The sequence below is a fragment of the Janthinobacterium sp. 13 genome, assembly GCF_002749695.1.
Lineage (GTDB): Bacteria > Pseudomonadota > Gammaproteobacteria > Burkholderiales > Burkholderiaceae_D > Janthinobacterium > Janthinobacterium kumbetense.
Genome location: NZ_PEEQ01000001.1, coordinates 1,674,769 through 1,701,484, shown reverse-complemented (window position 1 = coordinate 1,701,484; position 26,716 = coordinate 1,674,769). Strand labels below are relative to the sequence as shown.

At 64.2% G+C, this 26,716-nt stretch carries 32 protein-coding genes; 19 read left to right on the top strand and 13 right to left on the bottom strand.

Annotated elements, in window-relative coordinates:
• Positions 1 to 149: 149 nt before the first annotated feature.
• Positions 150 to 1,544: an MATE family efflux transporter gene (locus CLU94_RS07470; RefSeq protein WP_099665188.1), complete on the bottom strand. Its 1,395-nt coding sequence runs from the start codon at positions 1,542 to 1,544 to the stop codon at positions 150 to 152.
• Between the two features lie 189 nt (positions 1,545 to 1,733).
• On the opposite strand from CLU94_RS07470, the gene CLU94_RS07465 reads away from it, so the two are divergent.
• From CLU94_RS07465 to CLU94_RS07440, 6 genes are all read left to right on the top strand, one after another.
• Positions 1,734 to 2,399 (top strand): beta/gamma crystallin family protein, encoded by a 666-nt coding sequence (locus CLU94_RS07465; protein ID WP_099665187.1) that lies wholly within the window; start codon positions 1,734 to 1,736, stop codon positions 2,397 to 2,399.
• 179 nt (positions 2,400 to 2,578) lie between these two features.
• Complete coding sequence (locus CLU94_RS07460; RefSeq protein ID WP_099665186.1) at positions 2,579 to 3,442, top strand: beta/gamma crystallin-related protein; 864 nt, start codon at positions 2,579 to 2,581, stop codon at positions 3,440 to 3,442.
• A gap of 102 nt (positions 3,443 to 3,544) precedes the next feature.
• Positions 3,545 to 4,540: a beta/gamma crystallin-related protein gene (locus tag CLU94_RS07455; RefSeq protein ID WP_180278612.1), complete on the top strand. Its 996-nt coding sequence runs from the start codon at positions 3,545 to 3,547 to the stop codon at positions 4,538 to 4,540.
• A 159-nt stretch (positions 4,541 to 4,699) separates the two neighbouring features.
• Entirely contained in the window at positions 4,700 to 5,383 is a 684-nt protein-coding gene (locus CLU94_RS07450) for a beta/gamma crystallin-related protein (RefSeq protein ID WP_099665184.1), read from the top strand.
• 130 nt (positions 5,384 to 5,513) lie between these two features.
• Positions 5,514 to 6,440, top strand: coding sequence for a DnaJ C-terminal domain-containing protein (locus CLU94_RS07445; RefSeq protein WP_099665183.1), 927 nt, complete (start codon positions 5,514 to 5,516; stop codon positions 6,438 to 6,440).
• A gap of 3 nt (positions 6,441 to 6,443) precedes the next feature.
• Positions 6,444 to 6,755 (top strand): MerR family transcriptional regulator, encoded by a 312-nt coding sequence (locus CLU94_RS07440; RefSeq protein WP_099665182.1) that lies wholly within the window; start codon positions 6,444 to 6,446, stop codon positions 6,753 to 6,755.
• Positions 6,756 to 6,758: 3 nt separating this feature from the next.
• Here the strand turns inward: CLU94_RS07440 and CLU94_RS07435 are convergent, their stop codons facing one another.
• On the bottom strand, positions 6,759 to 6,986 hold the full coding sequence (locus tag CLU94_RS07435; protein ID WP_099665181.1) for a hypothetical protein: 228 nt from the start codon (positions 6,984 to 6,986) through the stop codon (positions 6,759 to 6,761).
• Positions 6,987 to 7,160: 174 nt separating this feature from the next.
• On the bottom strand, positions 7,161 to 8,075 hold the full coding sequence (locus CLU94_RS07430; RefSeq protein ID WP_099665180.1) for a LysR family transcriptional regulator: 915 nt from the start codon (positions 8,073 to 8,075) through the stop codon (positions 7,161 to 7,163).
• Positions 8,076 to 8,209: 134 nt separating this feature from the next.
• Here CLU94_RS07430 and CLU94_RS07425 point away from each other — a divergent pair, with 134 nt between their 5' ends.
• Together CLU94_RS07425 and CLU94_RS07420 are read left to right on the top strand one after the other, a co-directional pair.
• Entirely contained in the window at positions 8,210 to 8,815 is a 606-nt protein-coding gene (locus tag CLU94_RS07425) for an FMN-dependent NADH-azoreductase (RefSeq protein WP_099665179.1), read from the top strand.
• Between the two features lie 153 nt (positions 8,816 to 8,968).
• Complete coding sequence (locus tag CLU94_RS07420) at positions 8,969 to 9,475, top strand: nuclear transport factor 2 family protein (protein WP_099665178.1); 507 nt, start codon at positions 8,969 to 8,971, stop codon at positions 9,473 to 9,475.
• A gap of 18 nt (positions 9,476 to 9,493) precedes the next feature.
• On the opposite strand, the gene CLU94_RS07415 is transcribed toward CLU94_RS07420, so the two are convergent.
• On the bottom strand, positions 9,494 to 9,793 hold the full coding sequence (locus tag CLU94_RS07415; RefSeq protein WP_099665177.1) for a hypothetical protein: 300 nt from the start codon (positions 9,791 to 9,793) through the stop codon (positions 9,494 to 9,496).
• A 139-nt stretch (positions 9,794 to 9,932) separates the two neighbouring features.
• Between CLU94_RS07415 and CLU94_RS07410 the strand changes: the two genes are divergently transcribed.
• The 3 genes from CLU94_RS07410 to pncB all read left to right on the top strand — a co-directional run bounded on the left by CLU94_RS07410 (position 9,933) and on the right by pncB (position 12,441).
• Positions 9,933 to 10,187, top strand: coding sequence for a hypothetical protein (locus CLU94_RS07410; RefSeq protein ID WP_099665176.1), 255 nt, complete (start codon positions 9,933 to 9,935; stop codon positions 10,185 to 10,187).
• Between the two features lie 122 nt (positions 10,188 to 10,309).
• Positions 10,310 to 11,173 carry a cysteine hydrolase gene (locus CLU94_RS07405; protein ID WP_099665175.1) on the top strand — a complete coding sequence of 288 codons (864 nt, stop codon included), beginning with the start codon at positions 10,310 to 10,312 and terminating at the stop codon, positions 11,171 to 11,173.
• Between the two features lie 77 nt (positions 11,174 to 11,250).
• Positions 11,251 to 12,441, top strand: coding sequence for a nicotinate phosphoribosyltransferase (pncB, locus tag CLU94_RS07400; protein WP_099665174.1), 1,191 nt, complete (start codon positions 11,251 to 11,253; stop codon positions 12,439 to 12,441).
• Between the two features lie 42 nt (positions 12,442 to 12,483).
• Here pncB and CLU94_RS07395 read toward each other — a convergent pair whose 3' ends face one another.
• Both CLU94_RS07395 and CLU94_RS07390 read right to left on the bottom strand, forming a co-directional pair.
• Positions 12,484 to 12,783 (bottom strand): antibiotic biosynthesis monooxygenase family protein, encoded by a 300-nt coding sequence (locus CLU94_RS07395; RefSeq protein ID WP_099665173.1) that lies wholly within the window; start codon positions 12,781 to 12,783, stop codon positions 12,484 to 12,486.
• A 68-nt stretch (positions 12,784 to 12,851) separates the two neighbouring features.
• A complete protein-coding gene (locus tag CLU94_RS07390) occupies positions 12,852 to 13,190 on the bottom strand; it encodes a hypothetical protein (RefSeq protein ID WP_099665172.1) in 339 nt (112 codons plus the stop codon).
• Positions 13,191 to 13,385: 195 nt separating this feature from the next.
• Here CLU94_RS07390 and CLU94_RS07385 point away from each other — a divergent pair, with 195 nt between their 5' ends.
• The 4 genes from CLU94_RS07385 to CLU94_RS07370 all read left to right on the top strand — a co-directional run bounded on the left by CLU94_RS07385 (position 13,386) and on the right by CLU94_RS07370 (position 16,796).
• Positions 13,386 to 13,967, top strand: coding sequence for a DJ-1/PfpI family protein (locus CLU94_RS07385; RefSeq protein ID WP_099665171.1), 582 nt, complete (start codon positions 13,386 to 13,388; stop codon positions 13,965 to 13,967).
• A gap of 64 nt (positions 13,968 to 14,031) precedes the next feature.
• On the top strand, positions 14,032 to 15,264 hold the full coding sequence (locus tag CLU94_RS07380; RefSeq protein WP_099665170.1) for a GAF domain-containing sensor histidine kinase: 1,233 nt from the start codon (positions 14,032 to 14,034) through the stop codon (positions 15,262 to 15,264).
• Positions 15,265 to 15,267: 3 nt separating this feature from the next.
• Positions 15,268 to 15,945, top strand: coding sequence for a response regulator (locus tag CLU94_RS07375; RefSeq protein ID WP_170846465.1), 678 nt, complete (start codon positions 15,268 to 15,270; stop codon positions 15,943 to 15,945).
• Between the two features lie 155 nt (positions 15,946 to 16,100).
• Complete coding sequence (locus CLU94_RS07370; RefSeq protein ID WP_034781930.1) at positions 16,101 to 16,796, top strand: Crp/Fnr family transcriptional regulator; 696 nt, start codon at positions 16,101 to 16,103, stop codon at positions 16,794 to 16,796.
• Here CLU94_RS07370 and CLU94_RS07365 read toward each other — a convergent pair.
• A complete protein-coding gene (locus CLU94_RS07365) occupies positions 16,793 to 17,983 on the bottom strand; it encodes an MFS transporter (protein WP_099665169.1) in 1,191 nt (396 codons plus the stop codon). The two genes, CLU94_RS07370 and CLU94_RS07365, sit on opposite strands and share 4 nt — an antisense overlap.
• 91 nt (positions 17,984 to 18,074) lie before the next feature.
• On the opposite strand from CLU94_RS07365, the gene CLU94_RS07360 reads away from it, so the two are divergent.
• Both CLU94_RS07360 and CLU94_RS07355 read left to right on the top strand, forming a co-directional pair.
• Positions 18,075 to 18,527: a winged helix-turn-helix transcriptional regulator gene (locus CLU94_RS07360; RefSeq protein ID WP_099668197.1), complete on the top strand. Its 453-nt coding sequence runs from the start codon at positions 18,075 to 18,077 to the stop codon at positions 18,525 to 18,527.
• A complete protein-coding gene (locus CLU94_RS07355) occupies positions 18,524 to 19,747 on the top strand; it encodes a D-amino acid dehydrogenase (RefSeq protein WP_099665168.1) in 1,224 nt (407 codons plus the stop codon). The genes CLU94_RS07360 and CLU94_RS07355 overlap by 4 nt, the downstream gene beginning before the upstream one ends.
• On the opposite strand, the gene CLU94_RS07350 is transcribed toward CLU94_RS07355, so the two are convergent.
• The 3 genes from CLU94_RS07350 to CLU94_RS07340 form a co-directional block, all read right to left on the bottom strand.
• Positions 19,722 to 20,801: a hypothetical protein gene (locus CLU94_RS07350; protein WP_099665167.1), complete on the bottom strand. Its 1,080-nt coding sequence runs from the start codon at positions 20,799 to 20,801 to the stop codon at positions 19,722 to 19,724. The two genes, CLU94_RS07355 and CLU94_RS07350, sit on opposite strands and share 26 nt — an antisense overlap.
• Before the next feature lie 67 nt (positions 20,802 to 20,868).
• A complete protein-coding gene (locus CLU94_RS07345) occupies positions 20,869 to 21,903 on the bottom strand; it encodes a MerR family transcriptional regulator (protein WP_099665166.1) in 1,035 nt (344 codons plus the stop codon).
• A gap of 87 nt (positions 21,904 to 21,990) precedes the next feature.
• Positions 21,991 to 22,905, bottom strand: coding sequence for a LysR family transcriptional regulator (locus CLU94_RS07340; protein WP_099665165.1), 915 nt, complete (start codon positions 22,903 to 22,905; stop codon positions 21,991 to 21,993).
• A 97-nt stretch (positions 22,906 to 23,002) separates the two neighbouring features.
• Here CLU94_RS07340 and CLU94_RS07335 point away from each other — a divergent pair, with 97 nt between their 5' ends.
• The gene (locus tag CLU94_RS07335; protein WP_099665164.1) at positions 23,003 to 24,070 is read left to right on the top strand and encodes an SDR family oxidoreductase; all 1,068 of its coding nucleotides are present in this window, start codon (positions 23,003 to 23,005) and stop codon (positions 24,068 to 24,070) included.
• On the opposite strand, the gene CLU94_RS07330 is transcribed toward CLU94_RS07335, so the two are convergent.
• From CLU94_RS07330 to CLU94_RS07320, 3 genes are all read right to left on the bottom strand, one after another.
• Positions 24,057 to 25,073, bottom strand: coding sequence for an SMP-30/gluconolactonase/LRE family protein (locus CLU94_RS07330; protein ID WP_257218714.1), 1,017 nt, complete (start codon positions 25,071 to 25,073; stop codon positions 24,057 to 24,059). The two genes, CLU94_RS07335 and CLU94_RS07330, sit on opposite strands and share 14 nt — an antisense overlap.
• Positions 25,074 to 25,149: 76 nt before the next feature.
• Positions 25,150 to 25,392, bottom strand: coding sequence for an Imm32 family immunity protein (locus tag CLU94_RS07325; RefSeq protein ID WP_099665163.1), 243 nt, complete (start codon positions 25,390 to 25,392; stop codon positions 25,150 to 25,152).
• On the bottom strand, positions 25,389 to 26,147 hold the full coding sequence (locus CLU94_RS07320) for a hypothetical protein (protein WP_099665162.1): 759 nt from the start codon (positions 26,145 to 26,147) through the stop codon (positions 25,389 to 25,391). The genes CLU94_RS07325 and CLU94_RS07320 overlap by 4 nt, the downstream gene beginning before the upstream one ends.
• Positions 26,148 to 26,419: 272 nt before the next feature.
• On the opposite strand from CLU94_RS07320, the gene CLU94_RS07315 reads away from it, so the two are divergent.
• A complete protein-coding gene (locus CLU94_RS07315) occupies positions 26,420 to 26,662 on the top strand; it encodes a hypothetical protein (RefSeq protein ID WP_099665161.1) in 243 nt (80 codons plus the stop codon).
• Positions 26,663 to 26,716 lie beyond the last annotated feature (54 nt).

Below are 26,716 nucleotides of genomic sequence, written 5' to 3'. Positions count from 1 at the left end.
GCGTTTAATGCGATAGGGCCAGCCACGGAATAATCCGGCAATTGCCTTCTTTACTTTGGCGGAAAGAGTGCGGCGCTGGGGCTTTGTATGGCGAAGCAGGGAGGGCGGCATGCATAAATTGCGCGCCGCCCTGTGTTCCATGCATTGTTTCAATGCGCCGCGCGCAGGCGCTGCAGCGACAGCCGGTTCAAGTACCAGGTCAGCAGCACGGCGGCGACCGTCAAGCCCGTGACGAGGCCGATCCAGAAACCGGCGGCGCCCATCGGCTCGGCCGGCGACCAGGGGAAACCGGCTGGCGCGAGGCCCAGCACGTAGCCGATCGGCAGCGAGAAGCCCCAGAAGGCCAGCAGCTGGATCAGCATCGGCTGGCGCGTCACCTTGTAGCCGCGGATGGCGCAGGACGTCGCCACCTGCGTCGCGTCGGACAGCTGGAACAGGGCGGCGAACAGCAGCAGCTGCCCGCACAGGGCCTGCACTTGCGGGTCGGACGTGTAGGCTTGCGCGATCTGGTGGCGGAAGACGGTGATGACGGTGGCCGAGACGATGGCCGCCGTCAGCGACATGGCCACGCCCACCCACGAAATGAAGCGCGCGCGGCGCAGGTTGGCTTCGCCCACGGCATGGCCCACGCGCGTGACCAGCGCGATGCCGAACGTGAGCGGCACCATGAAGACGACGGACGAGAAATTCAGGGCGATCTGGTGCGCCGACACCTGGATCACGCCGAAGCGCGCCACCAGCAGGCTGATGACGCCAAACGCGCTCACTTCGGCAAAGTAAGTCACGCCGATGGGCAGGCCCAGACGCAGCATGGGGCCGATGGACGACAGCTGCGGCCCTTCCCAGTGCGTGAACGGGTAGGTGGCGCGGTAGGCGGGCGCGATCTTGATCCAGGCCAGCATGGCCAGCAGCATCATCCACACGCAGCAGGTGGTGGCCACGGCGCAGCCCACGCCGCCCATCTTCGGCATGCCCCAGTGGCCGTAGATCAGCAGGTAGTTGACGAGGATATTGAGGCCCAGCGCGGCCAGCGCGATGACCATCACGGGCTTGGTCTGGTTGATGCTGGTGCTGTAGCCGTACAGCGCGCGGTAGGCGGCGAACGGCGGCAGCGCGCAGCTGATGATGTGCACGAACAGCTTGGCCTTGGCTGCCACGTTTGGCTCCAGCATCAGGTGGTCGAACACCAGCGCCGCCATGTTCGTCAGCAGGCAAGCCACGAGGCCCACGAGCAGCGCCTTCCACAGCGACTGGCGCACGATGTGCGGCACCCGGTCGTGGCGCGCGGCGCCGATTTCATGCGCCACCAGCGTATTGATCGCCATCATGATGCCGCTCACGGTGACGAGTACGATGGACCAGATGGCCGCGCCCAGCGAGACGGCGGCCAGTTCCTCGGGATTCGTATGGCCCGTCATCGCCACGTCGGCCGCGCCCATGCCGACGGTGGCCAGCTGGCCGATCAGGATGGGCCATGCCAGCTTCCACAGCGAAGAAATTTCAGTACGGACGGCGGGCAGGGTGAACGAGGTAGTGTGTGGCATGGTCGGCAAGCTTGACTAAACACAAGATTCTACCGGCATTCGCCGTGCTTGTCCGCCGTGCCGCCCCCGGGGGCGGCGCGCGGTAATCATTTGTTACAGCTAAGTGGGCCAGTCGCGGATAGACTGCGCGCTCTATTTGGCAAAATGACCAAATAGTCAACCGCAGTACCTTGACTATGGAGTAAGACCATGTTGAAGAAAGCTTTGAACTGCGCCCTGCTGCTGGGCGCCGCCATGACGGCCGAACTGGCCGGCGCCGGCGAACTGACCCTGTATTCGCGCGACGATTATCACGGCCGCTCGCACACCGTGCGCGACGCCGTGGCCGACCTGGAAGAGGTCCGTTTCAACGACACGACGCAAAGCATCCGCGTGCGCTCGGGCCGCTGGGAAGCGTGCGAGGAAGCCGATTTCCGCGGCGCCTGCTTCCTGCTCGAGGCGGGCGAGTATCCGTCGCTGGACGGCCATGCCAACAAGATCACCTCGCTGCGCGAAGTGCGCGGCGGCTGGGATGGTTATCCGGGCCGCGACCGCGACCGGGGGCGCGACTGGGACGGCCGCCGTGACCGCGACCGCGAGCGCGGCCATTTGCCGGGGCGCTCGCTGGGCGGCGAACTGACCTTCTATACGCGCGACGATTTCGCCGGCCGCAGCTTGACCGTGCGCAACGCCTCGGCCGATTTGCGCGAACGCGACTTCAACGACACCGTGCAAAGCGTGCGCGTGCGTTCCGGCTATTGGGAAGTGTGCGAGGACGTGGATTTCCGCGGCCGCTGCCGCACCCTGGAACCCGGTGAATACGCGAGCCTGGAGCGCCTGAGCAACCGCATCTCGTCGGTGCGCGAAGTGCGCTGACGCGGGGCAGCGCGTCAGCGAAATGGCAATAACCGGCTCCCGCAGGGCCGGTTATTGCTTTTGGTAACAATTTGTTGTCCTTTTCTCATACTTTGTTACACCGTTTTTTCTACGGATGGCTACACTGGCATCAGTTGTCATGTCGATCACTTGCCTTTGCCGCCACCGGAGACCGCCCCATGAATCGCCCGTTCGCTTTTGCCCTGCTGTGCGCCAGTTCGCTGTTTGTCCACCTCGCGGCGCAGGCCGGCGAGATCCGCCTGTACACCGACGATAATTTCAAGGGCAGGGTGGTGGTCTTGCGCGATACGACCGATGACCTGTCGCGCGTCAATTTCAATGACGCCGCGTCGAGCATCCAGGTCGAGTCGGGCAGCTGGGAAGTGTGCACGAATTCCGATTTCAAGGGCGATTGCAAGACGCTGGAACGCGGCGACTACCGTTCGATGCCGGGCATGAACGACAAGATTTCATCCGTGCGCGAAGTCGGCGGCAGCGGCAGCAGCAGCGGGCGCCGCGCGGCGCTGGAACTGTATGCGGACGGCGGCCAGCGCGGCGCGTCTGCCGGCATCAACGCGGACCGCGACGACCTGGTCGACATCCGCTTCAACGACCGCGCCAGCAGCGCGCGCATCGAATATGGCTACTGGCAGCTGTGCAGCGATTCCAACTACCGCGGCAGCTGCCGCGTGTTCGGACCTGGCAGCCACGATGACTTGGGCAGCCTGAGCGGGCGCGTGTCGTCGGCGCGCCTCGTCGATCCGCGCGAAGAGAACCGTCCGCAGAATAACGAGGGACTGGTGGTGCTGTACGGCCGCGCGTTCCTGAATGGACCCGGGCTGCAGGTGAACCGCGACGTCAGCGACCTGGTGCGCCTGAACTTCAACGACCAGGCGGCCTCCATGACCATCCACGAAGGCACCTGGGAAGTGTGCACGGACTCGCAGTTCAGCGGCACCTGCGAGCGCATGGGACCGGGCAAGTATGAAACCCTGGGCGCGACGCTGGAAAAGCGCATTTCCTCGCTGCGTCGCCTGTATTGAATGCGCGACCGGGCCTTCGCCGAGGCCTTGTATTTGTTACACTAACACCCTGGCGTTTTGGCCAGGCGAATCATCACCAAAGAATGAAGAATGGAGTTAATCATGACGGGCCCTTTCAAACACGCGCTGGCATGCGCGGCGACCTTGCTGCTCTCGCTGGGGGCGCATGCAACCGCCCATGCGGGCGATATCACCTTGTTCGAGGATGATAATTTCCGGGGCCGCGCCGTGAACCTGCGCGAGACGACGGACGATTTGTCGCGCTTTGGCTTCAACGACAAGACATCGAGCATCCTGGTGCGTTCAGGAACCTGGGACGTGTGTACCGATGCCGGCTTCCGCGGCAATTGCAAGACCCTGGGGCCGGGCGAGTACCGCTCGATGCCGGGCATGAACGACGCCATCAGTTCGGTGCGCGAATCGGGGCGCGGCGACGGCTACAATCCGGGACGCCCCGGGCGCGATCCGGACCGCGGCCATGGCGGCTATGGCCGTGGCGGCACCCTGGAAGTGTATTCGGGCGCGGGGCAGAATGGCGGCTCGGCGCGCCTGAACCGCGATACGGACGATTTCGTCAGTATCGGCTTCAACGACCGCACCACGAGCATCGTCATCTACAACGGCTACTGGCAGCTGTGCAGCGATTCGAACTACAACGGCGTGTGCCGCATCTTCGGCCCCGGCCGCCACGACGACCTGGGGCGCGGCCTCGATGGGCGCGTCTCGTCGGCGCGCATGGTCGACGAGCGCGAAGCGCGCCGCCAGCAGCAGTATGAACAGCAGTACCAGCGGCCGCAATACGAGCAGCAGTATCCGCAACAGCAATATCCGCAACAGCAGTACCAGCAGCGCGGCGCCGTCCTGCTGTTCCCCGAAGCGGGCATGCGCGGCGAACCGCTGGCGCTGGACCGCAATGCGGAAGACCTGGTGCGCTACAACTTCAACGACCGCGCCTCGTCCATCGTCGTCAACGAGGGGCAGTGGGAAGTGTGCAGCGATTCGAACTTCCGCGGCCGCTGCGAAGTGATCGGGCCGGGAGAATACGGCCGCCTGAACAGCATGGAAAACCAGATTTCCTCGCTGCGCCGCGTGCGCTGATCGCGCCTTGACGCGGTACTGACAGGCCGCCTGCCGGGTTGATCCCGCCAGGCGGTTTTTACATTCCCTGCCGTGTGCTGACATTTGCTTGCCCTTTGTTACACTCGCCGCCTGCCGCCTGGACTACACTGGCGAAAATGTCTCAGTATTGGAGTTGTCATGGTTCGATCTTTCCGGCCCGCGCTGCTGTGCGCCGCCACCTTCCTCGCCCCCCTTGCCGCATCGGCGGGCGAAATCACCCTGTTCGAGGATGCCGGTTTCCGCGGCCGCCCGGTCACCCTGCGTTCTGATGCGGGCGACCTGTCGCGCATGGGCTTTAACGACAAGACCTCCAGCATCATCGTGCGCTCGGGCACCTGGGAAGTGTGCAAGGACGCCAATTACCGTGGCAATTGCCGCACCCTGGGGCCGGGCCGCTACGACACCATGCCGGGCATGAACGACGCCGTTTCCTCGGTGCGCGAAGTGGGCCGGCCGGGCCATGGCGGCGGCGATCACCGTCCCTACCCGCCGCGCCCGAACCGTCCGTATCCGGAGCCGGAACGCCCATACCCTGGCCACGGCCATGGCGGCGGCCACCGTCCCGACATGAATGGCGCCGTGCTGATGTTCCCCGATGCGGGCATGCGCGGCCGGCCCGTGCGCCTGGACCGCGAAGTGCATGACTTGAGCCGCTATGGCTTCAACGACCGCGCCGAATCGATCGTCGTCAATTACGGCCGCTGGGAATTCTGCGTCGACGCCAACTTCCGCGGCCGCTGCGTGGTGATGGGGCCAGGCAGCTACGGGCGCCTGCACCATGGCCTGGACCGCCGCATTTCCTCGCTGCGCCGCGTGCGCTAGACCTTTTCCGCTGCCCTTGCACCGCCCGCGCGACCCGTGTCCCGCGGGCGGTTTGGTTTGTGCGTCCGCTGTCCTTCGGCCAATTCGTGTACTCTTCCCATAGGCACTTCAACCATGGGGAGCAGGCACGGTGGAATATAAGGATTATTACAAGGAACTTGGCGTCGAAAAGACGGCGACCGAGGCCGAGATCAAGAAGGCGTACCGCAAGCTGGTACGCAAATACCATCCCGACGTGAGCAAGGAGCCGGACGCCGACAAGCGCACCAAGGCCCTCAACGAAGCCTACGGCGTGCTGGGCGACGCGGAAAAGCGCGCCGCCTACGATGAACTGGGCCGCAGCGCGCAGGGCCATCCCAAGGGAGAGCCCTTCCGCCCGCCGCCGGACTGGGGTGCGGGCTACGAATCGTCGGGCGCCGACGACAGCGACTTCTTTGCCGACCTGTTCGCCCACGTGGGCGGGCGGCGCCGCGCCAACAGCACGTTCCAGATGCAGGGCGAGGACAGCCACGCCGCCATCACCATCGATTTGCAGGACAGCTACCAGGGCGCCAAGCGCCATATTGTCATGCGCGTGCCCGAGGCGGATGCGCAAGGCCACGTGGTGACGCGCGAGCGCACGCTGGAAGTGACGATACCGAAAGGCGTCACGGAAGGCCAGCAGCTGCGCATGAAGGGGCAGGGCAATCCGGGCAGCGGCGGCGCGCCGGCCGGCGACCTGTACCTGGAAATCCGCTTCCGGCCCGATGCGCGCTACAAGGTGGAAGGGCGCGACGTCTTCGAGACGGTGCCCGTCACGCCGTGGGAAGCGGCGCTGGGCGGCGAGATCGACGTGCCCACGCCATCGGGCACGGTGTCCGTCAGCGTGCCGCCCAATTCGCAGACGGGGCGCAAGCTGCGCCTGAAGGGGCGCGGCATCCCCGCCGCCCAGCCGGGCGACCTGTATCTGCTGCTGGAAGTGGTGCTGCCGCCGGCGAACGATGACAAGGCGCGCGAACTGTATGCAACCATGGCGCGCGAGATGGCTTTCAATCCGCGCCAGAAGCTGGGAGGGTAAATCATGACAAACAAGGTAATTGGCGAATTGCTGGAAGACCGTGCCCTGAGCCTGGAAGAACTGGCGCGCGCCTGCGCCGTGGAGCCGGACTGGGTGGTGCAGCACGTGCAGACGGGCGTGCTGCTGCAAAATGGCCCGCCGGCGGGGCAACTCACGGCCTGGCGCTTCACCAGCCTGGACCTGGTGCGCGCGCGCCGCCTGCACGAAATCGAATCCGTGTTCGACGCGAACGCCGAACTGGCCGCGCTGGTGGTCGATCTGTCGGAAGAAGTGGCGCGCCTGCGGCGCCGCCTGCACGTGCTGGGCGTCGATTAGGCCTTATGCCGGCTCGCCGTGCCGTTGCACGGTGAGCCGGGCAATATAGAACTGCCCGTCGACGACCACCCGGTGCGGGATGCCGGCCACGTCGAAGCCGGGGCCGCCGTCTTCCATCCATTCCTGCGCCAGCGAATCGAATTGCTGCGGCGTCATGCGCAGCATCTGCGCCGTGATGACGAAGCGCGCGCCAGGTTTTTGTTTGTTGACGAAGTCGTCGATGCCGGCCATGTGGTTCCTTATTAAAGTGTTACCCGCATCATACCTGTGTCAATTGTGAACTCACAACGCCTAACAAAACCGTAGCGAGCGGCAGCGATTTGTGGCTAAGAAGCGCAACCGTACTTTAGTACGGTGAGCATCGCAGGCCGCAAAGCGCGACGCGCAGTAGGTTTTGTTTGGCGTTTAAAACCCTTGGGCCAGCAGCGGCAACTGCTCCGCAAACCGCTCCGTCAGCCACTTGCCCGCCTGGCCCGGCGGCGTGTCGGCGCGCTGGATCAGGTAAATCGGGTAATTCTCGCCATTGTCGACGGCCAGCGGCAGGTGCACCAGGCGGCCTTCCGCCAGGTCGTCGCGCACCATCGCTTCGGGCATGTTGCCCCAGCCCAGGCCCGCGCGCAGCAGCGCGTGCTTGGAACCGAGGTCGCCCAGGCGCCAGTTGCGCAATCCCAGCACGCCGAAATCCTGGCCTTCCGTCAGCACGCTGCGGTCGCTGAGCACCAGCTGCACGTGTTCTCGCGCCACGTTGGAGGCGATCGGGCCTGCCAGCTGCGCCAGCGCGTGGCTGGGCGCGGCCACGGGAATCAGGCGCACGTGGCCCACGGCCAGGCGCTCGAAGACGCTGGCCGTGGCCGTCATCCAGCCACCGAGGCCGATGTGGCAACTGCCATCCATCACCAGTTGCGCGACGGCGCCCATCGCCTCGATGCGCAGGCGCAGGGCGACGGTGGGGAACTGCGCCTGGAACGCTTCGAGCACGCGCACCAGCACGCAGGTGGGAAACATCACGTCGACCACCACCGACACTTCCGCCTCCAGCCCGCCGGCCAAGGCCTTGGCACGCGCGCGCATGCCGTCGACCTTCAGGGCCACGGCGCGCGCGTCGGCCAGCAGGGCCTTGCCCGCGTCCGTCAGGGTGGGCTTGCGCTTGCCGCGATCGAGCAGCACCACGTTCAGTTGTTCTTCCAGGTTGGCGATGGTGTAGCTGATCACCGACTGCGTGCGGTGCAACTGGCGCGCCGCGTGGGCGAAACCGCCCGCGTCGATGACGGCGACAAACACGCGCAACTGGTCGAGCGAAGGCTGGCCCGGTTCTCTCATGCTGACTCCATATCTAGAAATTCGATGCTAATCATTTATATTTACACGGTTTTCTCGATGGTAGACCCGAACTATGCTGTGTGCAAGGGCTGCGATGCGGCCATTCCCGTCACCCATCTTCACAGGAGCACTTCATGAGCAAGGTCTTATACATTAATAGCAGTGTGCGCAACAGCGGTTCCCTTTCTCGTCAATTGTCCGGCGAATTCGTCGCCAAACTGGCCGCGCAAGGGGCCAGCGTCGTCGAACGCGACCTGGCGGCGCAGCCCGTGCCGCACTTGACGGAAGAGGTGATGGGCGCCTTCTTCACCCCGGCCGACCAGCGCAGCGCGCAGGCGGCAGCGGCCGTGCAATTGTCCGATACCCTGGTTGACGAATTGCTGGCGGCCGACGTGCTGGTGCTGGCCGCGCCCATGTACAACTTTTCCGTGCCCTCGACCCTGAAGGCGTGGATCGACCACGTGGCGCGCGCGGGCCGCACTTTCCAGTACACGGCGACGGGCCCGGTCGGCCTGGCCACGGGCAAGAAAGCGGTCATTTTCACGGCCAGCGGCGGCGTCTACAGCGAAGGCCCCGGCGCCGCGTATGACTACCTGAGCACTTATCTGCGCACGGCGCTGGGCTTCATCGGCATCACCGATATCGAGTTCGTGCAGGCCGAAGGCGTGGCCATGGGCGAGGAAGCCGTCAGCAGCGCAATCGCCAAGGGCCGCGCGTCGATCGAGGCCCTGGCTGCCTGAATCAGGCTCGCCTCTAGTTCCAAAGGGGGATTGCCAATCTGCCATGGTTGACATAAGCTTGCCGGCGGCACGCCCCGTGCCGGCCCGGCGAGCGGTTCGCCATGAAAGTCCCTCATGCACAAGTTGGCAAGCGCAATATTGTTCGGATGTTCTTTGTTTTCAGCAGGCATTGCGCTGGCGCAAACTGCGCCCGTGGCGCCGCCCCACGTGGGCCGCCATGCTTCCACGCCCGAAGATATCCGCGCCATTGAAAAAGTCGTCGCCGACTTCCAGGCGGCCCTGACCGCCAAGGATGTCAAGCTGCTGTCGTCGCTGCTGCTGCATACGAACATCCTGTTCGCCTCGCCTGCCGACGACGATTTCATCAAGAAAATGCGCGACACGACGGACGTCCACTTCGACGGCGTCGGGGCGGCCGGCTATGTCGGTTTCGCCAACTTCATCAAGCGCGAACCGCAGCGCACGGAAGAAAAATTCTACAACGTCAAGATCACCCAGGACCGCCATGTCGCGTGGGTCAACTTCGACTACGAATTCCTCGTCGGCAATAAATTGTCCAACTATGGCGTGGAAGCGTGGCAAATGGTCAAGCGCGATGGCGAATGGAAAATCCTCAGCGTCGTGTGGTCCATGCATTCCGCGGCCGAGGCCGGAAAGTAGGGGGCCGGCGACGCCGCGTCAGTCGCGCGGCAGCTCGCGGATTTCCACCGTCCCCCCTGCGTTCAGTACGGGGTTTCCGATTAACAATTTTTTTGCATCGTCTATACTTTCAGCTTGTACACGTATATAACCTGACAAGTGTGGCGTGACCGGTTTGGCCTGGCCGGACCGGTGTACGCAGATACCGGGACCGATGGAACTGCCGCCGCAGAAGCGGCCGCTGGCCCTGAGCATGGCGAAGTAATCTTCCCAGGCCGGCGTGGCGACGTCCACCGGTGTTTCCGTGTCGTCGTGCATGAAGATGAGGTAGTCATTCATCCATTTTCTCCTGTGCCGCGTTATAAAAACAAAGCCGCATCGGGTATCCCGAGCAGGCGTGAACGCATGGTTTTACCTTTTTACCGCGTCAGTCCGTAGAGACAAGCTGTCCGGCCATGTCATTTTTGGAGCGAACATCGTGCCGATAAAGTATGTTGATTTTTATGAGGTGAATTACACGGCGGAACCCTTGCGGGGCTGCAAGCTATGGGGCGCCTACGTCGCCATCTATGCCCCGTCGCGCAACCCCATGCACCGGGTCAACCTGGTGAAAAAGCGCCGGGTATCGGCCGACCACCAGTTTACAACGGAAGCGGACGCCGTGGCGGAAGCGGGCGAGGTGGCCGTCAAGCTGGTCGAGCGGCGCCAGCGCCGCTATGTCTTCCACCCCTGAAGCTCGCGTGGCTTGTTTCGGCGCAAGTCATTGCGAATGAGCACAGTCCGGGCGTAGCCGGTGCAGGCGCGCCGGCGCAGTTGCCCGTATCATGCGAACTATTGCCACGCCAGAGGACCGCCATGAAACGCCAGTTGCACCTGCTCGTCATCGATCCGCAAAACGATTTTTGCGACTTGCCCGCCGCCTGGCTGCCGCCAGACGCCGCACCGGCGCTGGCCGTGCCCGGCGCCCACGCCGACATGCTGCGCGTGGCGCAACTGATTCGCGAAGGGGGCGGCGGTTTGACGCAGATCAGTATCACGCTCGACGCGCACCACCGTTACGACATCGCCCACCCCGCCTTCTGGCGCACGGGCGATGGCGGCGCCGTGCCGCCATTTACGCAGATCAGCGCGCAGCAGGTGCGCGACCGCCTGTTCCTGCCCGCCGCCAGCGGCGCCTTGCCGCGCGCGCTGGCTTATCTGGATGCCTTGCAGCAAGCGGGGCGCTATCAATTGATGGTGTGGCCCGTGCATTGCGAGATCGGCAGCTGGGGGCAGAATGTCCACGCGGCCGTGCGCGCCGCCTACAACGCGTGGGAAGTGGAGCGGCTGCAAGTGGTGGCCAAGCTGAGCAAGGGTTCGAACCCATGGACCGAGCATTACTCGGCCGTCATGGCGGAAGTGCCCGATCCGCAGGATGCGGCCACCCAGCTCAACCGCGCCTTCCTCGATACCTTGCTGCCGGCGCAGCAGATTTATGTCACCGGCGAAGCGGGCAGCCATTGCGTGAAAGCCAGCACGGAGCACATCGCCGACTACCTGCAAGCGCAGCAGGGACCGCAGGCGCTGGCGCGCCTGGTCTTGCTGACGGACTGCATGAGCCCTGTCACGGGCTTTGCATCGCAGCAGCGCGACTTCCTGGCCGCCATGCATGCGCGCGGCGCGCGGCTGGCGACCTCCGCCGACGTCTTGCCCGAACTGCAGGCGAACGCGATTGCCTGAGCCATTGTCGATTGTGTCCTGCTGAAATGCTTGCAGTGGCGTACTATTCTGGCTTCAGGAAGTTGGAGAAAACACACATGACCCCGATAGTGCGCAGTTTGCTGGAAACCGATCTGTATAAATTTACAATGTGGCAAGCATTGCTGCACGGTCATCCGAATACCCATACCGAATATGAATTTGTCTGCCGCAACGCCACGGCCTTTCCCCTGGCCGAACTGAAGGGCGAGCTGGAAGAGCAGCTCGACCATTTATGCTCGATGTCGTTTGCCGACGACGAGCTGGCCTATTTGCGCACCCTGCGCTTCATGAAGAGCGATTTCGTCGACTTTTTGACGGTGTTCCGCTTCCAGCGCAAGTTCATCGAAGTGAGCACGGATGGCGACACCTTGCTCGTGCACGCGGCCGGGCCGCAAGTGCACGTGATGGGCTTCGAGATTTTCGTGTTGTACATCATCAACGAACTGTATTTCCGCCGTTTCGACCTGGACGCGGCCATGCGCGAAGGGCGCCACCGCCTGGGCTTGAAAGTGGCGGCCGTCAAGGAATTCGGCAAGCTGCCAAGGCGCAAGCATCCATTCGAATTTTCCGATTTCGGCGTGCGCCGGCGCTTTTCCGGCGCCTGGCATGACGAGGTGGTGCAGCGCCTGGCGCGCGAAGTGCCCGAGTATTTCAAGGGCACGTCGAATGTCTACCTGGCGAAAAAGCTCGGCATCGTGCCCATCGGCACCATGGCCCATGAATACATGCAATCGTTCCAGTCGTTTGGCGTGCGCCTGCGCGACTTTCAAAAGGCGGCACTGGAAGACTGGGTGCAGGAATACCGGGGCGACCTGGGCATCGCCCTGACGGACGTGGTGGGAATGGACGCCTTCCTGGCCGACTTCGACCTGTATTTCGCCAAGCTGTTCGACGGCTTGCGCCACGATTCGGGCGACCCCGTCGAGTGGGGCGAGAAGGCGCTGGCCCACTACGCGGCCCTGCGCATCGATGCCAATACCAAGCGCCTCGTGTTTTCCGACGGCCTGGACCTGGACAAGGCGTTTGCCCTGTACCAGCACTTCGCCGACCGCATCATGACGGGCTTCGGCATCGGCACCAATCTCACCAACGATGTCGGTTTGACGCCGCTCAACATCGTCATGAAACTGGTGCGCTGCAATGGCCAGTCCGTGGCGAAACTGTCGGATTCGCCGGGCAAGACCCTGTGCAAGGATGAAACTTTCCTCGCTTACTTGCGGCAAGTGTTTCACCACCCTGCCGTTTAAGGCGCCGGCACGGACATTGACAGCCCGTGCCGCCTGCCGATATTAAAAACCGGTCACCACCGTGTTCATGTGCTCGACCTGGGGCGGGGCGGCGAAGAATTCGCCCACCAGGCCGCGCCATGCCTGGAAGTCCTCGCTGCCGCGGAAATGCACGGTATGGTCTTCCAGCGTCGTCCAGCCCACGACGAGGCGGTAGGCGTCGCCGTTTTCGATCGAGCGCTCCAGGCGCATCGACTCGCAGCCGCGCGCGCGCTGGAACAGGGGGATGGCTTTCGTCACGGCCGCTTCGAAGGCAGCGTGCGTGGCCGATTTGATCTGGATGTGGGCAATTTCAAAAATCATGGCAAGTTCCACTGAGGAATGAAGGAAGCTTGATCTTGCCATAATTCGGCCGCGCGGGGGAGAGCGCCTCAGCCAGCGAGCGTAGCGACGCCTGCGCGCCGGCCGCCCGCGTGGCTGGCCGTGCGCTGGTCGATATCGCAGCCGTGATGCGCCTGCACGATGGCGTGCGCCCGTTCCCGTTCCTGCGCATTGCCGATGGCCACGACGAGGCGGAACATGCCGCGCCACGCGGCCTTGCCCTGTATGGGGACGGTGGGGACGGCCTCGTCGTCGACCGTGTCGAGCTGCACGGCGTGCGCGGGGAAACCTTCGTCGAGCAGGGCGCTGCGGGCCTGCTGCGCATCGGAAAAATGGTCGAAGATGCGGATCAGGGCGGACGCAACAAGGGGGCTGGTGGCGGTGTGCATGGCCAGGCTTTCGAGTGGGGGCGTCCGAGTTTGACCTGCCAGCCTGTAAAAAATTCTGCCTCAGCCTGTAAAATCCTCGATCAAGGCGCAAAAGTTTGATAAATATCCAGTATGGTTGCCAAGTCGCGCTAAGATACGCCTTGCGGTGCGTCTTGCTGGCAGGGATGCGGGATCAATCTTTCATAGGAGAACTAAATGGCAGCGAAGAAAATTCTGTTTTTGACCGGCGATTTTGCAGAAGATTATGAAACGATGGTGCCGTTCCAGGCCCTGCTGATGCTCGGCCATACCGTGCATGCCGTGTGTCCCGGCAAGAAGAGCGGCGAGACGATCAAGACGGCCATCCACGATTTCGAGGGCGACCAGACCTACACGGAAAAGCCGGGCCATTTGTTCACCCTGAACGCCAGCTTCGACGACATCGACCCGGCCCACTATGACGCCGTGATGATCGCCGGCGGCCGCGCGCCCGAATACCTGCGCCTGAACGAGAAAGTCATCGCCGCCGTGCGCCATTTCGCCGACGCGGGCAAGCCTGTCGCGGCCGTCTGCCACGGTGCGCAGTTGCTGGCCGCCGCCGACGTCATCCGCGGCAAGCGCATTTCCGCCTATCCCGCCTGCGCGCCGGAAGTGAAACTGGCGGGCGGCACGTATGCCGACATCGCCGTCACGGACGCCGTCACGGATGGCCAGTTCGTCACGGCGCCCGCGTGGCCCGCGCATCCGGCCTGGCTGGCGCAGTTCGTCAAGCTGCTCGGTACCGAGATCCGTTTGTAACCTTTACCAGCCCGGCAAGCCGCAGCGCTTGCCGGGCGCACCACTTTTCAGATTCGAGTTCTTCATGCATGCGCCGCGCAGTCAATCTTCCCGCAAACAACTTCCAGCGTCGCGCTGGCGCCAGCGCCGCCTGGCGCAAGCCGAATCGGGCCTGAGCGCCGCGCAGGAACGCCAGCTGGCCACCCTGCATGAGATTTCCACCTTGCTGGCGGGACAGCACGCCATCGATGCGCTGTGCCGCGGCTTCCTGCGCCACGTGATGCAATTCGCGCAGGCGGAAGGGGGCACCGTGCGCATCCTCGATCCGCAGCACGATACCGTGCACATCATCGTGCACGAGGGCATTTCCGATGCCATGGTGGAAGAGGAACACTGCATCCGCAACAACGATTGCCTGTGCGGCGCGGCCGTGGCGCAGGGCGTGATCCAGATCCGCGATTTCCGCCAGGTCGATGCCTTGCAGCGCTACCGTTGCCAGGATGAAGGATTTATCGCCATCGCCGTCTTTCCCATCCTCGCGCGCGACCAGGTGGTGGGCAGTTTTTCGCTGCACTTTGCGCGCCCGCAAGCCGTGCATGCGCAGCAGCAGGGCTGGCTGGAAACGCTGGGCCAGAGCCTGGGCATCGCCATCGAAAACCAGCGCCTGATCGCGCGCGAAAAGGAATTCGCCGTGGCGCGCGAACGCAGCCTGCTGGCTGAAGGCTTACATGACAGCATCGCGCAAAGCCTCAATTTCATCAGCCTGCAAGTGCAGATGCTCGACGATTCCGTGCGCCGGGGCCAGCTCGACGAAGCGGCCGAAGTGTTGCCGCTGATGCGCATGGGCGTCGAGCAAAGCTACCAGGACGTGCGCGAATTGCTGGTCAATTTCCGCACGCGCTGGCATGGCAGCGACCTGGAAAGCAAGCTGTCGGAAGTGCTGGCCAAGTTCGAGCTGCAGACGGGCGTCGTCGGCACCCTGGACATGAGCGGCAATGGCGCGCCGCTGGCGCCCGAGCAACAGTTGCAGATCCTGTTCATCGTGCAGGAAGCGCTGTCGAATATCCGCAAGCACGCGCAGGCGAGCAACGTGGCGTTGCGCGTGGTCAACGGGCGCGATTTCGCGCTGCAGGTGCGCGACGATGGCGAAGGCTTCGCCGCCAACCTGCGCGACAAGAAAACGGAATTGCAGATCGGCTTGCGTATCATGCAGGAAAGAGCCGAGCGGCTCGGTGCGCAATTTGCCATCGACAGCACGCCCGGCGGCGGCACGACGATCTCGCTGGCCTTGCCGGCAGCCCGGCGCCAGGCCGCGTAACAGATGACTTATCCCTATCAGGCCACAAACATAGTGAATGCACCAATCAAAATCCTGCTGGTCGACGACCACACCTTGCTGCGCAGCGGCGTCAAGCTGCTGCTGCAGCGCAATCCTCAATTCCAGGTGGTGGGCGAGGCATCGAACGGGCTGGACGGCGTGCGCCTGACGGCCGAACTGCGGCCCGACGTGGTGCTGATGGACTTGAACATGCCCGGCGTGTCCGGCGTCGAGGCGCTGCAGCTGATCTTGCAGGACTTGCCGCAGATGGTCGTGCTGATGCTGACCGTGTCGGAAAACGCGGCCGACCTGGGCGCGGCCCTGCGCGCGGGCGCGCGCGGCTACCTGCTGAAGAATATCGAAGCCGAGCAGCTGGGCCAGGCCATTTGCCGCGCCGCCGCCGGCGAATCCGTGATCGCCGACGCCATGACGGCCAAGCTCGTGTCGCAGTTCCGCGCGGGGCAGAACGCGCCCCAGGCCGACTATGACAAACTGACGCCGCGCGAACGCGAAGCCATGGCTTGCCTGGCGCAAGGATTGAGCAACAAGGAAATCGCGCGCCAGCTCGATGTGGCCGAAAGCACGGTGAAAATCCACGTGCAAAACATCCTCAAAAAGCTTAAGCTCAGCAGCCGCGTGCAGATCGCCGTGTATGCCGTCGAGCGCGAGTTGAGCAAATAAAGATCAAACAAAGTGCAAATAGTGCGCAAGGAATGCGCGATTGTTTGATCTGCATGGCGTTCCGGCCTAGACAACCCTAGTTCCTTTGACGTATGGCCTTGACCGTGCCTGCGCATTACACTCTTAGTCATTCGCTAATCTAATAAGAGAGTGTCATGCATAAGGTCAACGTCGATGGCTTGCTATCGAGCCAGGCTCTGTTTCGCCATATTTCCCCTTCGCAATTAGAGCAATTGCGCCAGGATGTCGTGCGCGTCGAAGTGGAAAAAGGCAAAGTGCTGTTCCGCAAGGGCGAAGTGGCGGAAGGCGCCTATGTGGTGGTCTTCGGCCTCGTCAAGCTGAGCGTGTTTTCCATGGAAGGTACCGACAAGGTACTGGAACTGATCCGCCCGGGCCAGAGTTTCGGCGAAGCCATGATTTTCCTCGATGAACCGTATCCGTTCTGCGCCGAAGCGCTCGAGCACTGCCTGCTGCTGCGCATTCCGCCGCACGCGCTGCTGCGCCTGCTGGACCAGTCGCCGCGTATCGCGCGCCAGATGATGAACAGCCTGTCGCATCACCTGATGGGTTTTATCCGCAACGTGGAGCGCTGCTCCGTGCAGAACGCCACCCAGCGCGTGGTCGAATACCTGCTGCAAGCTTCGGACCAGCAGCGTTCGAACGAGGTCAAGCTGGACCTGAAGAAAAGCCTGCTGGCATCGTTCCTGAACCTGGCGCCCGCCACCCTGTCGCGCGTGCTGCACCAGTTGACGGACTTGCATTTGATTAAAGTCAGCGGTTCGCTGATCCAGATCCAGCCGGACGCCTTGAAAACCTACCGCCATGGTTCTACCGCGGCCATGCTGAACTAAGCTTTTTCAGCAGGCAAGGTCAGTCGCCAGAACAGCAGGGCGAGCAAGCTGACCGCCGCGCCCAGCGCGCATACCCCATGCCAGCCCGCCAGCGCATACACGCTGGTGGCGGCAATCGCACCGAGTCCGCTTCCCACCGCATAAAACAGCATGTAGCACGCCACCAGGCGGCTGTGCGCGTCGCTGTCCTGCTTGAAAATCAGGCTCTGGTTCGTCACGTGGATGGCCTGGCCCGCCAGGTCCAGCGCGATGATGCCGACGAGCAAGGGCCACAGGGACGCGCCCGCAAAGCCGAGCGGCAGCCACGCGGCCAGCAGCAGCAACAGGGCTGCGCCCGTCGTCCACTGCGCGCGGCCATTATCGGCCAGCGCCCCGGCGCGCGCCGCGCCCAGCGCCCCCACCACGCCCACCAGGCCGAACGCGCCGATGGCCGCATGGCTGTAGCCTTGCGCCGTCAGGGGCAGCACCAGGGCGCTCCAAAAAATATTGAACACGGCAAACATCAGCAGGGCCAGCGTGCCCCGCACGCGCAAGACCTTGTTGTGCATCAACATCCCCGCCATCGAGGCGAGCAGGGCGCCATACGCCAGTTGTCGGTTGGCCGACTGCGCCGGCGGCAGCTTGCGCCACAGCAGCAACAGCAGGGCGCAGGCGATGGCCGCCGACACAAAGTACACGGCGCGCCAGTCGGCCACATCGGCAACCACGCCGGACAGGGTGCGCGCCAGCAGCAAGCCGATCACCACGCCGCCCTGCGCCATGCCGACCACGCGGCCCCGCTCGTGGCTGGCCGCCGCGCTGGCCGCATAGGCGATCAAGCCCTGCGTCATGGCCGTGCCCAGCAAGCCGACCAGGAGCATGCCGCCCAGCAAGGCGGCCGTGGAGCGGGCGCCACCCAGCGCCGCCAGGGAGATGGCCAGCAAACCCAGCTGGAACAGGGTCAGCCGGCGCCGGTTCAGCATGTCGCCCAGGGGCACCAGCAGCAGCAGGGCCAGCGCGCAGCCGAGCTGCGTGGCCGTGATGACCATGCCGCTGGCCGCTTCCGTCATGCCGAATTCCTGCGCCAGGGTGGCGAGCAAGGGCTGGGCGTAATACACATTGGCCACGCTGAGGCCGGCCGCCGTGGCAAACAGCCAGACGAGGGAAGGGGGAAGTGTGGTGATGAGGGGAGTCGTCGTATCGCGCATGGGCTTGTATGTAAGTGGTTTCAAATTAAAACCAGTTGGAGTCTACGCCGGGAAGTTTTAAAATGCAACCACTCAATCCTGGAGAATGCCCGTGGCCAAGCGCAAGAGCCTGAAAACCGATCCCTGTCCCGTGGCGCGCGCGCTCGATGCGATTGGCGAGCGCTGGTCGCTCCTGATCGTGCGCGACGCCTTCGACGGCATGCGCCGGTTCGGGGAATTCCAGAAAAGCCTGGGCGTGGCGAAGAACATCCTGGCCGACCGCCTGCACACGCTGGTGGAAGAGGGCATCTTTACGGTCGCACCCGCATCGGACGGCACGGCCTACCAGGAATACGTGCTGACGGCCAAGGGGTTGGCGCTGTTTCCCGTCGTCGTCGGTTTGCGCCAATGGAGCGAGGCGCAATTGTTCGAAGCGGGCGAGGCGCATTCGACCTTGCTGCAGCGCGGTTCAGGCTTGCCCGTGCGCAGGATGGACGTGCTGGCGCCGGACGGCAGCGTCTTGCAGGCGGGCGATACCGTCGTGCTCAAGGTGTCGCCACTATGACGCGGGTGGCCGTGCTGGGCGGGGGCATCACAGGCGTCACGACCGCTTACGCGCTGGCGAAACGGGGCGTGGATGTGACGCTGATCGAGCGCCACCGCTACGCCGCCATGGAAACGTCGTATGCGAACGGCGGGCAATTGTCGGCCTCGCACGCGGAAGTGTGGAACCACAAGGCAACGATTTTGAACGCCCTGAAATGGATGGCGCGGCGCGATGCGCCCCTGCTGCTGCATCCATGGCCCAGCTGGCACAAGCTGAGCTGGTTTGCGCAATTCCTTGCCGCCATGCCCGCCTACGAGCGCAACACCATCGCCACGGCGCGCCTGGCGATCGCCGCGCGCGCACACTTGTTTGCCTGGGCGCAAGAAGAGCATATTGATTTCGATCATCGCCGCGCCGGCATCCTGCACGTCTACCGTGACCGGCGCGGCTTCGAGCGGGCGGCCGGCGTGTCGCGCCTGCTGGCGCAGGGCGGACTGGAGCGGCGCGCCGTCACGCGGCAGGAAATGCGCGCCATCGAGCCGACCTTGCAGGGCGACTTTTACGGCGGCTACTACACGGACAGCGATTCCACGGGCGACATCCACAAATTCACCAGCGGCCTGGCCGACGCCTGCGTCCGCCTGGGCGTGGCTTGCCGCTACGGCGCGCAGGTCACCGCGCTGGCGCGCGAGCACGGCAAGGTGCTCATCAGCGTGGGCGTGGGCGAGGACAGCAGCGTGTTCGATGCCGTCGTCATCTGCGCGGGCACGGCCAGCCGCGCCATGGCGGCCATGCTGGGCGACCACGTGAATGTATATCCCGTGAAAGGCTATTCGATTACCGTGCAGCTCGACGACGCAGCCAGCCGCGCGGCGGCGCCGAAGGTCAGCCTGCTCGACGACGCGACCAAGCTGGTCAGCAGCCGCCTGGGCGAAGACCGGCTCAGAGTGGCGGGCACGGCGGAATTCAATGGCTTCAATGACGACATCCGCGCCGACCGCATCCGCCCGCTGGTGCGCTGGGTGGAGCAGTGCTTTCCCGGTGTTAATACGCGCAAGGTGATCCCGTGGGCGGGCTTGCGCCCCATGCTGCCCGACATGCTGCCGAAAGTGGGGCCGGGCAAGGCGCCTGGCGTGTATTACAACACGGGCCACGGCCACCTGGGCTGGACCCTGGCGGCCGCCACGGCGGAGATGGTGGCAGAGGTGCTGCTTAGTTCTTCGGCAGCAAATCGCTGAGCGCGGCGCGGCCCTTGACGGTGAGGAAGGGGCCGACCTTGCTGTACGGCAGTAAAAAGTCGTTTTCGCAGCCGCTGCCGTTCGAGTCTTCCCAGAAGGACACGCCTTCCGGCTTCAGGGACAGGTGGAAGCGGCCGCGGCCGTCGTAATCCGTGCCCTTGCATTCGGCATCGATTTTCACGTCCTTGAACAGGGCCTGGCGCAAGCGGTCCGGCAATTCGGCCTTGTCGTCGCCATCGCTGGCGCTGGCGCCAAACCAGTTCCACACGTCCGTTTCCTGGCCCGTTTTGACGTCCCAGGTACGGAATTTGATGGAGATGCCGTTGGCGCCATAGCCTGCCGCCCAGCGGTAGAACTTGATCGTCACCCAGCGCGGCGACCAGTAGGTCGGCTCCGCATACACTTCGTCTTCCGTTGTGAAACCGTTGCGGCCCAGGTATTCGCGGCGCGTGGCATAGAAGTCGGCCAGGTCTTTTTTATTTTTTGCCAGCACGGCGCGTAGCTGAGCATTGATTTTTGTCACGCCATCGCCGGGTGCGATCAATTCCACGGTGATGGTGTCGCCCACTTGCAGGTTGCGGTATTGCTTGCCTTCGAAGGCGATCGGCTTGCTCGTCTTGGTATTGGGAAAATCTTCCAGCGCCAGGTTGTAGGCATCGCTGGCGCAGGATGGGTGCTCGCGGTCGCCCGCCGCTTCCAGCAGGGTCAGGGCCAGGGGCAGGGTCTTGCCGCTTTTCGGGTCCGCCCAGGTGCCGGTGACTTTGCCATCTTGCGGCGCATTCAGGGACCAGGTGCCCGTCGTGTCGCCCTTGGCGTCGAGTTCCTGCCACAGCGTCTTGCCGTTCGGCTTGGCCAGCATGATCGGCGTCTTGTAGCGCGTGTAGTAATAGTTGCCGCTGCGGTCCGCGCCTTGCGTGGGGCTGGGCTGGTTGAAGCAAGCCACGATATTGGCCTTGCCCACGGTGCCCTGCCATACCCCTTGCACGGGCGGCTCGGCCGCCATGGCGGCATGCAGGGCGGGCAGGGTCAGGCAGGCAAACAGAAAGCGGCGCATCGGTTGTTCCTCTCGTGGGCGAAGGCCGATTCTACATGGCCCCGCCCACGAGATGCCACACGTCAACTTATTTGCCGGGACGCTCCTGCGCCACCACGGCCATCGCCGCGCCCAGGTATTGCAGCATGGCTCCGTCGACGAAGCTGCCTTCCATCAGACGCGGTTCCTGCTGGTGCGCCTGGCGGAATTTCAGCTGCGTGGCCGGGTTCGTGCCCGCATACGAGCGGAACAGTTCCAGCCACTGCCGCGCCAGCTGCAGCACGGCCGGGTCGGTGGGCGGCGTGCGCGCATCCATGGCGGCGCGCACGGCGGCGATCAGGGCCGGCCACTCGCCCGAGCGCCTGCCGTAGTTGGCGAGTAGATACGCATATTCCTGCTCATCGAGGAAAGGTCGATACAGCGCAATGCGCGAGGCATTGAAGGCGGCGATGATGAATTGCATCACGTCCGCATCGACGCTGGTCGTCGCTTGCATCGATGGTTCCTGTTCGTGCATGCTGTTCAGGCGCGCGAACAGGCCCGGGTGGGCGCCTGTGTCGCGCACCAGCTTGACCATCCATTCCGTGGCCAGCGCTTGTGCTTGCGCATCGCCGGGGCCGGCGCCCGCCTCCTTGACGGCGCGCACCCTCGCTACCAGTGCTTTCCATTCCTGTTCCACGGCGCTATCTGTCAGCAGCGGCAGCTGTTGCAGTTCTTCGGGACTAAAGTATTTATCGTACATGGTCATTAACTCCATAGTGATGAGCCACTCGGCCAGTTCCGGCGCCTGCCCCTGCGCCAGTTGCGCCTGCAGGGTGCGCAGGCGTTCGCGCAAGGTGGAAGCTTGCGCGATCTGGCGTTCCAGCATGGCGATCTGCTGCGCCACGATGGAATGCAAGGGCAGGTCCGGCCCGGCGAGGGCGTTGGCGATATCGGCCAGCGACAGCCCGAACTTGCGCAGCGCCATGATCCGGTGCAGCCGGTCCATGTCGCTGTGCTGGTACAGGCGGTAGCCAGCTTGCGTGCGCGCCGAGGGCGAGAGCAGACCGATGCTGTCGTAGTGGTGCAGGGTGCGGATGCTCAAGCCTGTCATCTTGGCCAGTTCACCGATTTTCAACAGCATGGGGTACTCCTTTCCGGGTGCGTGCAAGCAGAATCGCACCTGACGTAACGTCAGGGTCAAGCGGAATTTTCAACTGAATCAACTGAATCAACTGATCGTCAGCCGCTGCCGCAGTTCCTGCAGCAGGGTGCCTGTTTTCGGCGTCAGCTGGCGCGCCAGCGGCCACGCCAGGTACAGGGGCAAGCCTTGCGTGGCCAGTGCCGGCAGCACCGCCACGATGGCGCCCGTGGCCAGGTGCTCGTGCACCAGCCACGTGGCCAGCTGCGCCACGCCCAGGCCGGCCAGTACGGCGGCCGTGCGCGCTTCCGCGTCGCCCACCGTCATGCGGGGAGACGCCAGGCGGTGCTCGACCTGCCCGCCCGTGGCGCCGTCAGGGAAGACCCACGGCATGGGCGAACCGTCGCCGCGTCCGTAGGCGATGCAGTCGTGGCCAGCCAGATCCGCGATGGACGCGGGCGTGCCGCGCCGCGCCAGGTAGCTGGGCGCCGCGCACAGGATCAGCTGTTCGTCGCCCAGGTGCATCTGGCCCAGCGCGGCGGGCCAGTGCGAGGGCGCGCCGATGCGCACGGCGATGTCGATGCGCTCCTCGAACAGGTCGACAAAGCGGTCGCTGAAGGCGATCGACGGCTGCAAGCGCGGATACTGCGCGCACAGCTCCAGCAGCGCAGGCATCACGCGCAGGCGCCCGTACGAGGCGGGTACGCCGATGCGCACCTTGCCCGCCAGCTCCGTCGCGTGTTCGGCCAGCACGTCTTCCGCATCGGCCAGTTCCTGCAGCACGCGCTTGCAGGTGGCGTAGTAGGCGCGGCCCGCGTCGCTCAGTTTCAGCCGGCGCGTGCTGCGCTCGAACAGCAGCACGCCCAGCCGTTCTTCCAGCCGCGCCACGCTCTTGCTGACGGCCGAGCTGCTCAGGTGCAGGCGCTCGGCCGCCCTGGTAAAACTGCCCGCGTCGGCCGTGGCGAGAAACGGTGTGAGGCCCTTGAGATGTTCCGATGAAAACATGATCCGCGAATTTTATTCATGAATAGGGGGAAATAGTATCGCGGATAAGAATTGATGTCGCGGATATGATGTTTTTTTCTTTCGGAGGCTTTCTCTCATGCAAAAACACGCTCTCATCATCGGCGCCAGCGGCATCATCGGCAGCAACCTGGCCACGCACTTGCTGGCGCAGGGCTGGCAGGTGACGGGCGTTTCGCGCGGCCGCACGCCCGTGCCGGCAGGCTGCACTTCCCTGCAATTGGATGCCACGGATGGCGCGGCCGTCAGCGCCGCCCTGGCGGGCCTGGACGCCAGCCACGTCTTTTTCACGGCCTGGGCACGCCAGGCAAACGAGCAGGAAAACATCCGCGTCAATGGCGCCATGGTGGCCAATGTGCTGGCCGCGCTGGGACCGGCCGGCCACTTGCGCCATGCGGCGCTGGTCACTGGCCTCAAGCATTACCTGGGGCCGTTCGACGCGTATGGCAAGGGCAGCGTGCCCGTCACGCCATTTCGCGAAGAGCAGGGCCGGCAGGCGGTCGAGAATTTCTACTATGCTCAGGAAGACCGGCTGTTTGAAGCGGCCGCGCAGTACGGATTTACGTGGAGCGTGCACCGCCCGCACACCATCATCGGCTACGCGCTGGGCAATGCCATGAACATGGGCCTGACCCTGGCCGTGTATGCGAATTTGTGCAAGGCCGGCGGCCAGCCCTTCGTGTTTCCCGGTTCGCCCGCGCAATGGCACGGCTTGTCCGACATGACGGACGCGGGCCAGATCGCGCGCCACCTGGCGTGGGCGGCCGACAGCCCCGCCGCGCGCAACGAAGACTTCAATATCGTCAATGGCGACGTCTTCCGCTGGAAGTGGCTGTGGCCGCGCCTGGCCGCCTATTTCGGCGTCGCGGCGGCCGGTTTGCCCGAGGTGATGGCGCCGCTGGCCGGGCGCATGCAGGATGCCCCCGCCCAGTGGCGCGCCATCGCGCAGCAGCATGATCTGGCCGAGCTGGATGTCGGCCGCCTCGCTTCCTGGTGGCATACGGATGCCGACCTGGGCCGGCCGATGGAAGTGATGACGGACATGGGCAAGAGCCGCAAGGCCGGCTTCCTTGATTACCAGGATACGCAAGACGCCTTCTTCAGCCTGTTCGAAAAGTTGAAGGCGGAACGCGTCATTCCGCGCTGACGGACTCCGCGGCAGCCGGTGGCGGGGTTGTCGCGGCTGCTGCCGCTGCCGCCGCATTGGCCGCATTTACTTTATGCTGCTGCGCCCGCTGCCATTCCAGGCCCGGGCGGTCGACGCGAAATTGCAGCAGCCGCCCCTGCACCACTTCCGTCACGTACGCCGTGCGGCCATCGGGACCGCCGAAGGTGATGTTACTCGGCTTGGCGCCGGGCACGCTGATCTCGCGCAAGATGCGGCCCTGCGGCGACAATTTGACCACGCTGCCCTTGCCGTAGCGCGTCACGTACAGGTTGCCGTCGACGTCCACGCGCATGCCGTCCATGCCGAAATCGTCGAACTTGATCAGCAATCGCTTGCCGCTCAGGCTGCCGTCCGCGGCAATGTCATACATCCAGATATTGCGCTGCACGCTTTCATTCACATACAAGATCTTGCCGTCGGGGCTGACCTCGATGCCATTGGCCGTGCCCATGGTGTCGAGCGCGAGGGACACCGTGCCGTCTTGCGCGATGCGCCACACGCGGCCCGTGTTTTCCTTCCAGTTCGGGTCGCTCGCATACAGTACGTCGTCGGCCGTGATGGCGATGTCGTTCGGCTGCGTCATGCGCGGTTCGCGCGCGTGGATGGCGAGCGCGCGCGTGGCCGGGTCGACCAGGTAAATCGTGTGTTCCATGTAGTCGGCCAAATACATCTGCCCACGGCTGCCGAAGCGGATGCCGTTGGCGATGCTGGTGCCAGGCAGGGTCAGGTACACCTCGCCCATGCCGCCCGGGCTGACCTTGCCGATGGTTTGCTGGCGCGCAAAGTTGACGGCATAGATATTGCCATCCGCATCCACGGCCGGGCCTTCGACGCCCTTGGTGAAGGAGTGCGCGGGCGTGAGGGTGGTGGCGAGGAACAGCGTTTCGTGCGCGGGCGGGCTGGCGCAGGCGGACAGGTTGGCCAGCGCGGCGGCCAGCACGGCCGTGCGCAGCGACGGCAGGGCGTATCGGGAATGGGGCATCGGGTGTTCTCTGTATGGCAAAGGTGGCGTATGTTACCCGACGCGCGCCGACGCAGGCGCCTGGCTAGGTTGCCACCTAGGCCGCCACCACGACGAGGTCGGGGAAGTCGTCCTGCCAGCCGTCCCAGTCGTCTTGCAGATGGGCGTGCATGCCGGCCCGGTCTTGCGCCTGTTCAAAGGTGTCGGCGCTGGCCAGCAGAAAATGGGCGATGGCGCGCAGGGTGGCCGGGTCGGCGTGGATGGTCACGTCGGAGCAGGGCAGGGGCCGCTCGGCGGCGGCGTCCTGCAGATAGCAGTGCAGCGATAAATGTGTGCTCATGGGTGTCGGTGGCTGATATAGGCGCCCAGCATGGCGTGTGCGTTCAGCGCGGTGCGGGCGGCGTCCAGTTCCTCGGGCGGCAGGTACCAGAAAGTCAAGCCGGCATGCTCTTCGCAGCGGCCATACGCCTGCATCGCGTCGCGCAGCGCTTGCCGGCGCTCGGGCGGCAGCGCATCCAGTCTGGCTTGCGTGAAACCATTGATGGGATATACATCGCGCAGGTGCGAATCTTGCAGCCCGCGCCGCTTGATGGCGGCCCAGTTATTTGCGGGGCAAGGAGTGCCAAAGGTCATCGGATGGGCCTCATCGATCTGCCGGTAGCCGAGTGCGTAGCCGGTGCCATAGCCCTGCGTTTCAGCGTAGCAGTACACATATTCGCAATGCTCAAACAGGCCGGGTATGGCCCGGGCACCGTCGAACAACGGCATCAGCGCAAGCTTGCTGGCGCGTATGGACAGAACCAGCTCCGAGCCCGATGAGTACATGGCCTGCGCGTCGCAGTTGACGGCCTCGTCAGCTTCGTCGGGCGGCACGAGACGCGGCGAAAGCAGTCCGATGCCGTCGGTCTCTGGCGCGAACAGCATCTTCTCGTAATTTCGCTGTGAGAACTTGACGATCTTGCCGCGCTTGTTGCCGTAGCGCTCGACGGGTTCGCCGATGTGCGCGAACCAGGCGAACAGCTGCGCGCTGGCCGCGGCGGCAATGAAGGGGGTATTTTTCTTGAATTCGCCAACGAGGAAGTGATATTGGTCCATGTGTCGCCAGAGTGAATGGGTAACGCGCATGATGCCATGTGCGGGAGCGTGCGGCTAGCGCGCACGCGAGGAATGGCGCAGGTCTGGATGCACGGTGACGTAGCAGGACGGGTGGAATGGAAAAAGATGCGCGACAGGACGGCGCAATGGCCGGGTTGAGGCGTATGATGGAAATACGGATGTGGTTGCCGCAATGCAGTGCGACCGGCATGGGCCGCACGTCTTGCAGGTTTTTTTCGTGGTTTTGGCAGTACTGACAACGAGGAGACATCATGGACAAACCCGAATTCATCCTGGCCGCCAAGGCCATGGAAACCCTTGAGATGTATCAAACGTTTTACGGCCACTCCAGCGAATACCAGGCGCACCAGCAGGAAGTCTTGAAACTGCTGCGCCACAAGGGCGCCTCCCTGCTGGTGTCGGACCATGGCCCGGCGAAGTTCTTGCTGGCGTTTGCCGATGCGCTGGAGGTGGCCAGCTTGCCGGGGGAATACGTGCCGTTGAGCCGGCGGTAGGGCGGGCGCTGCCTGTCAGCCGCGTGTGCAGTTGAGAATAGAGCGAGCACAATG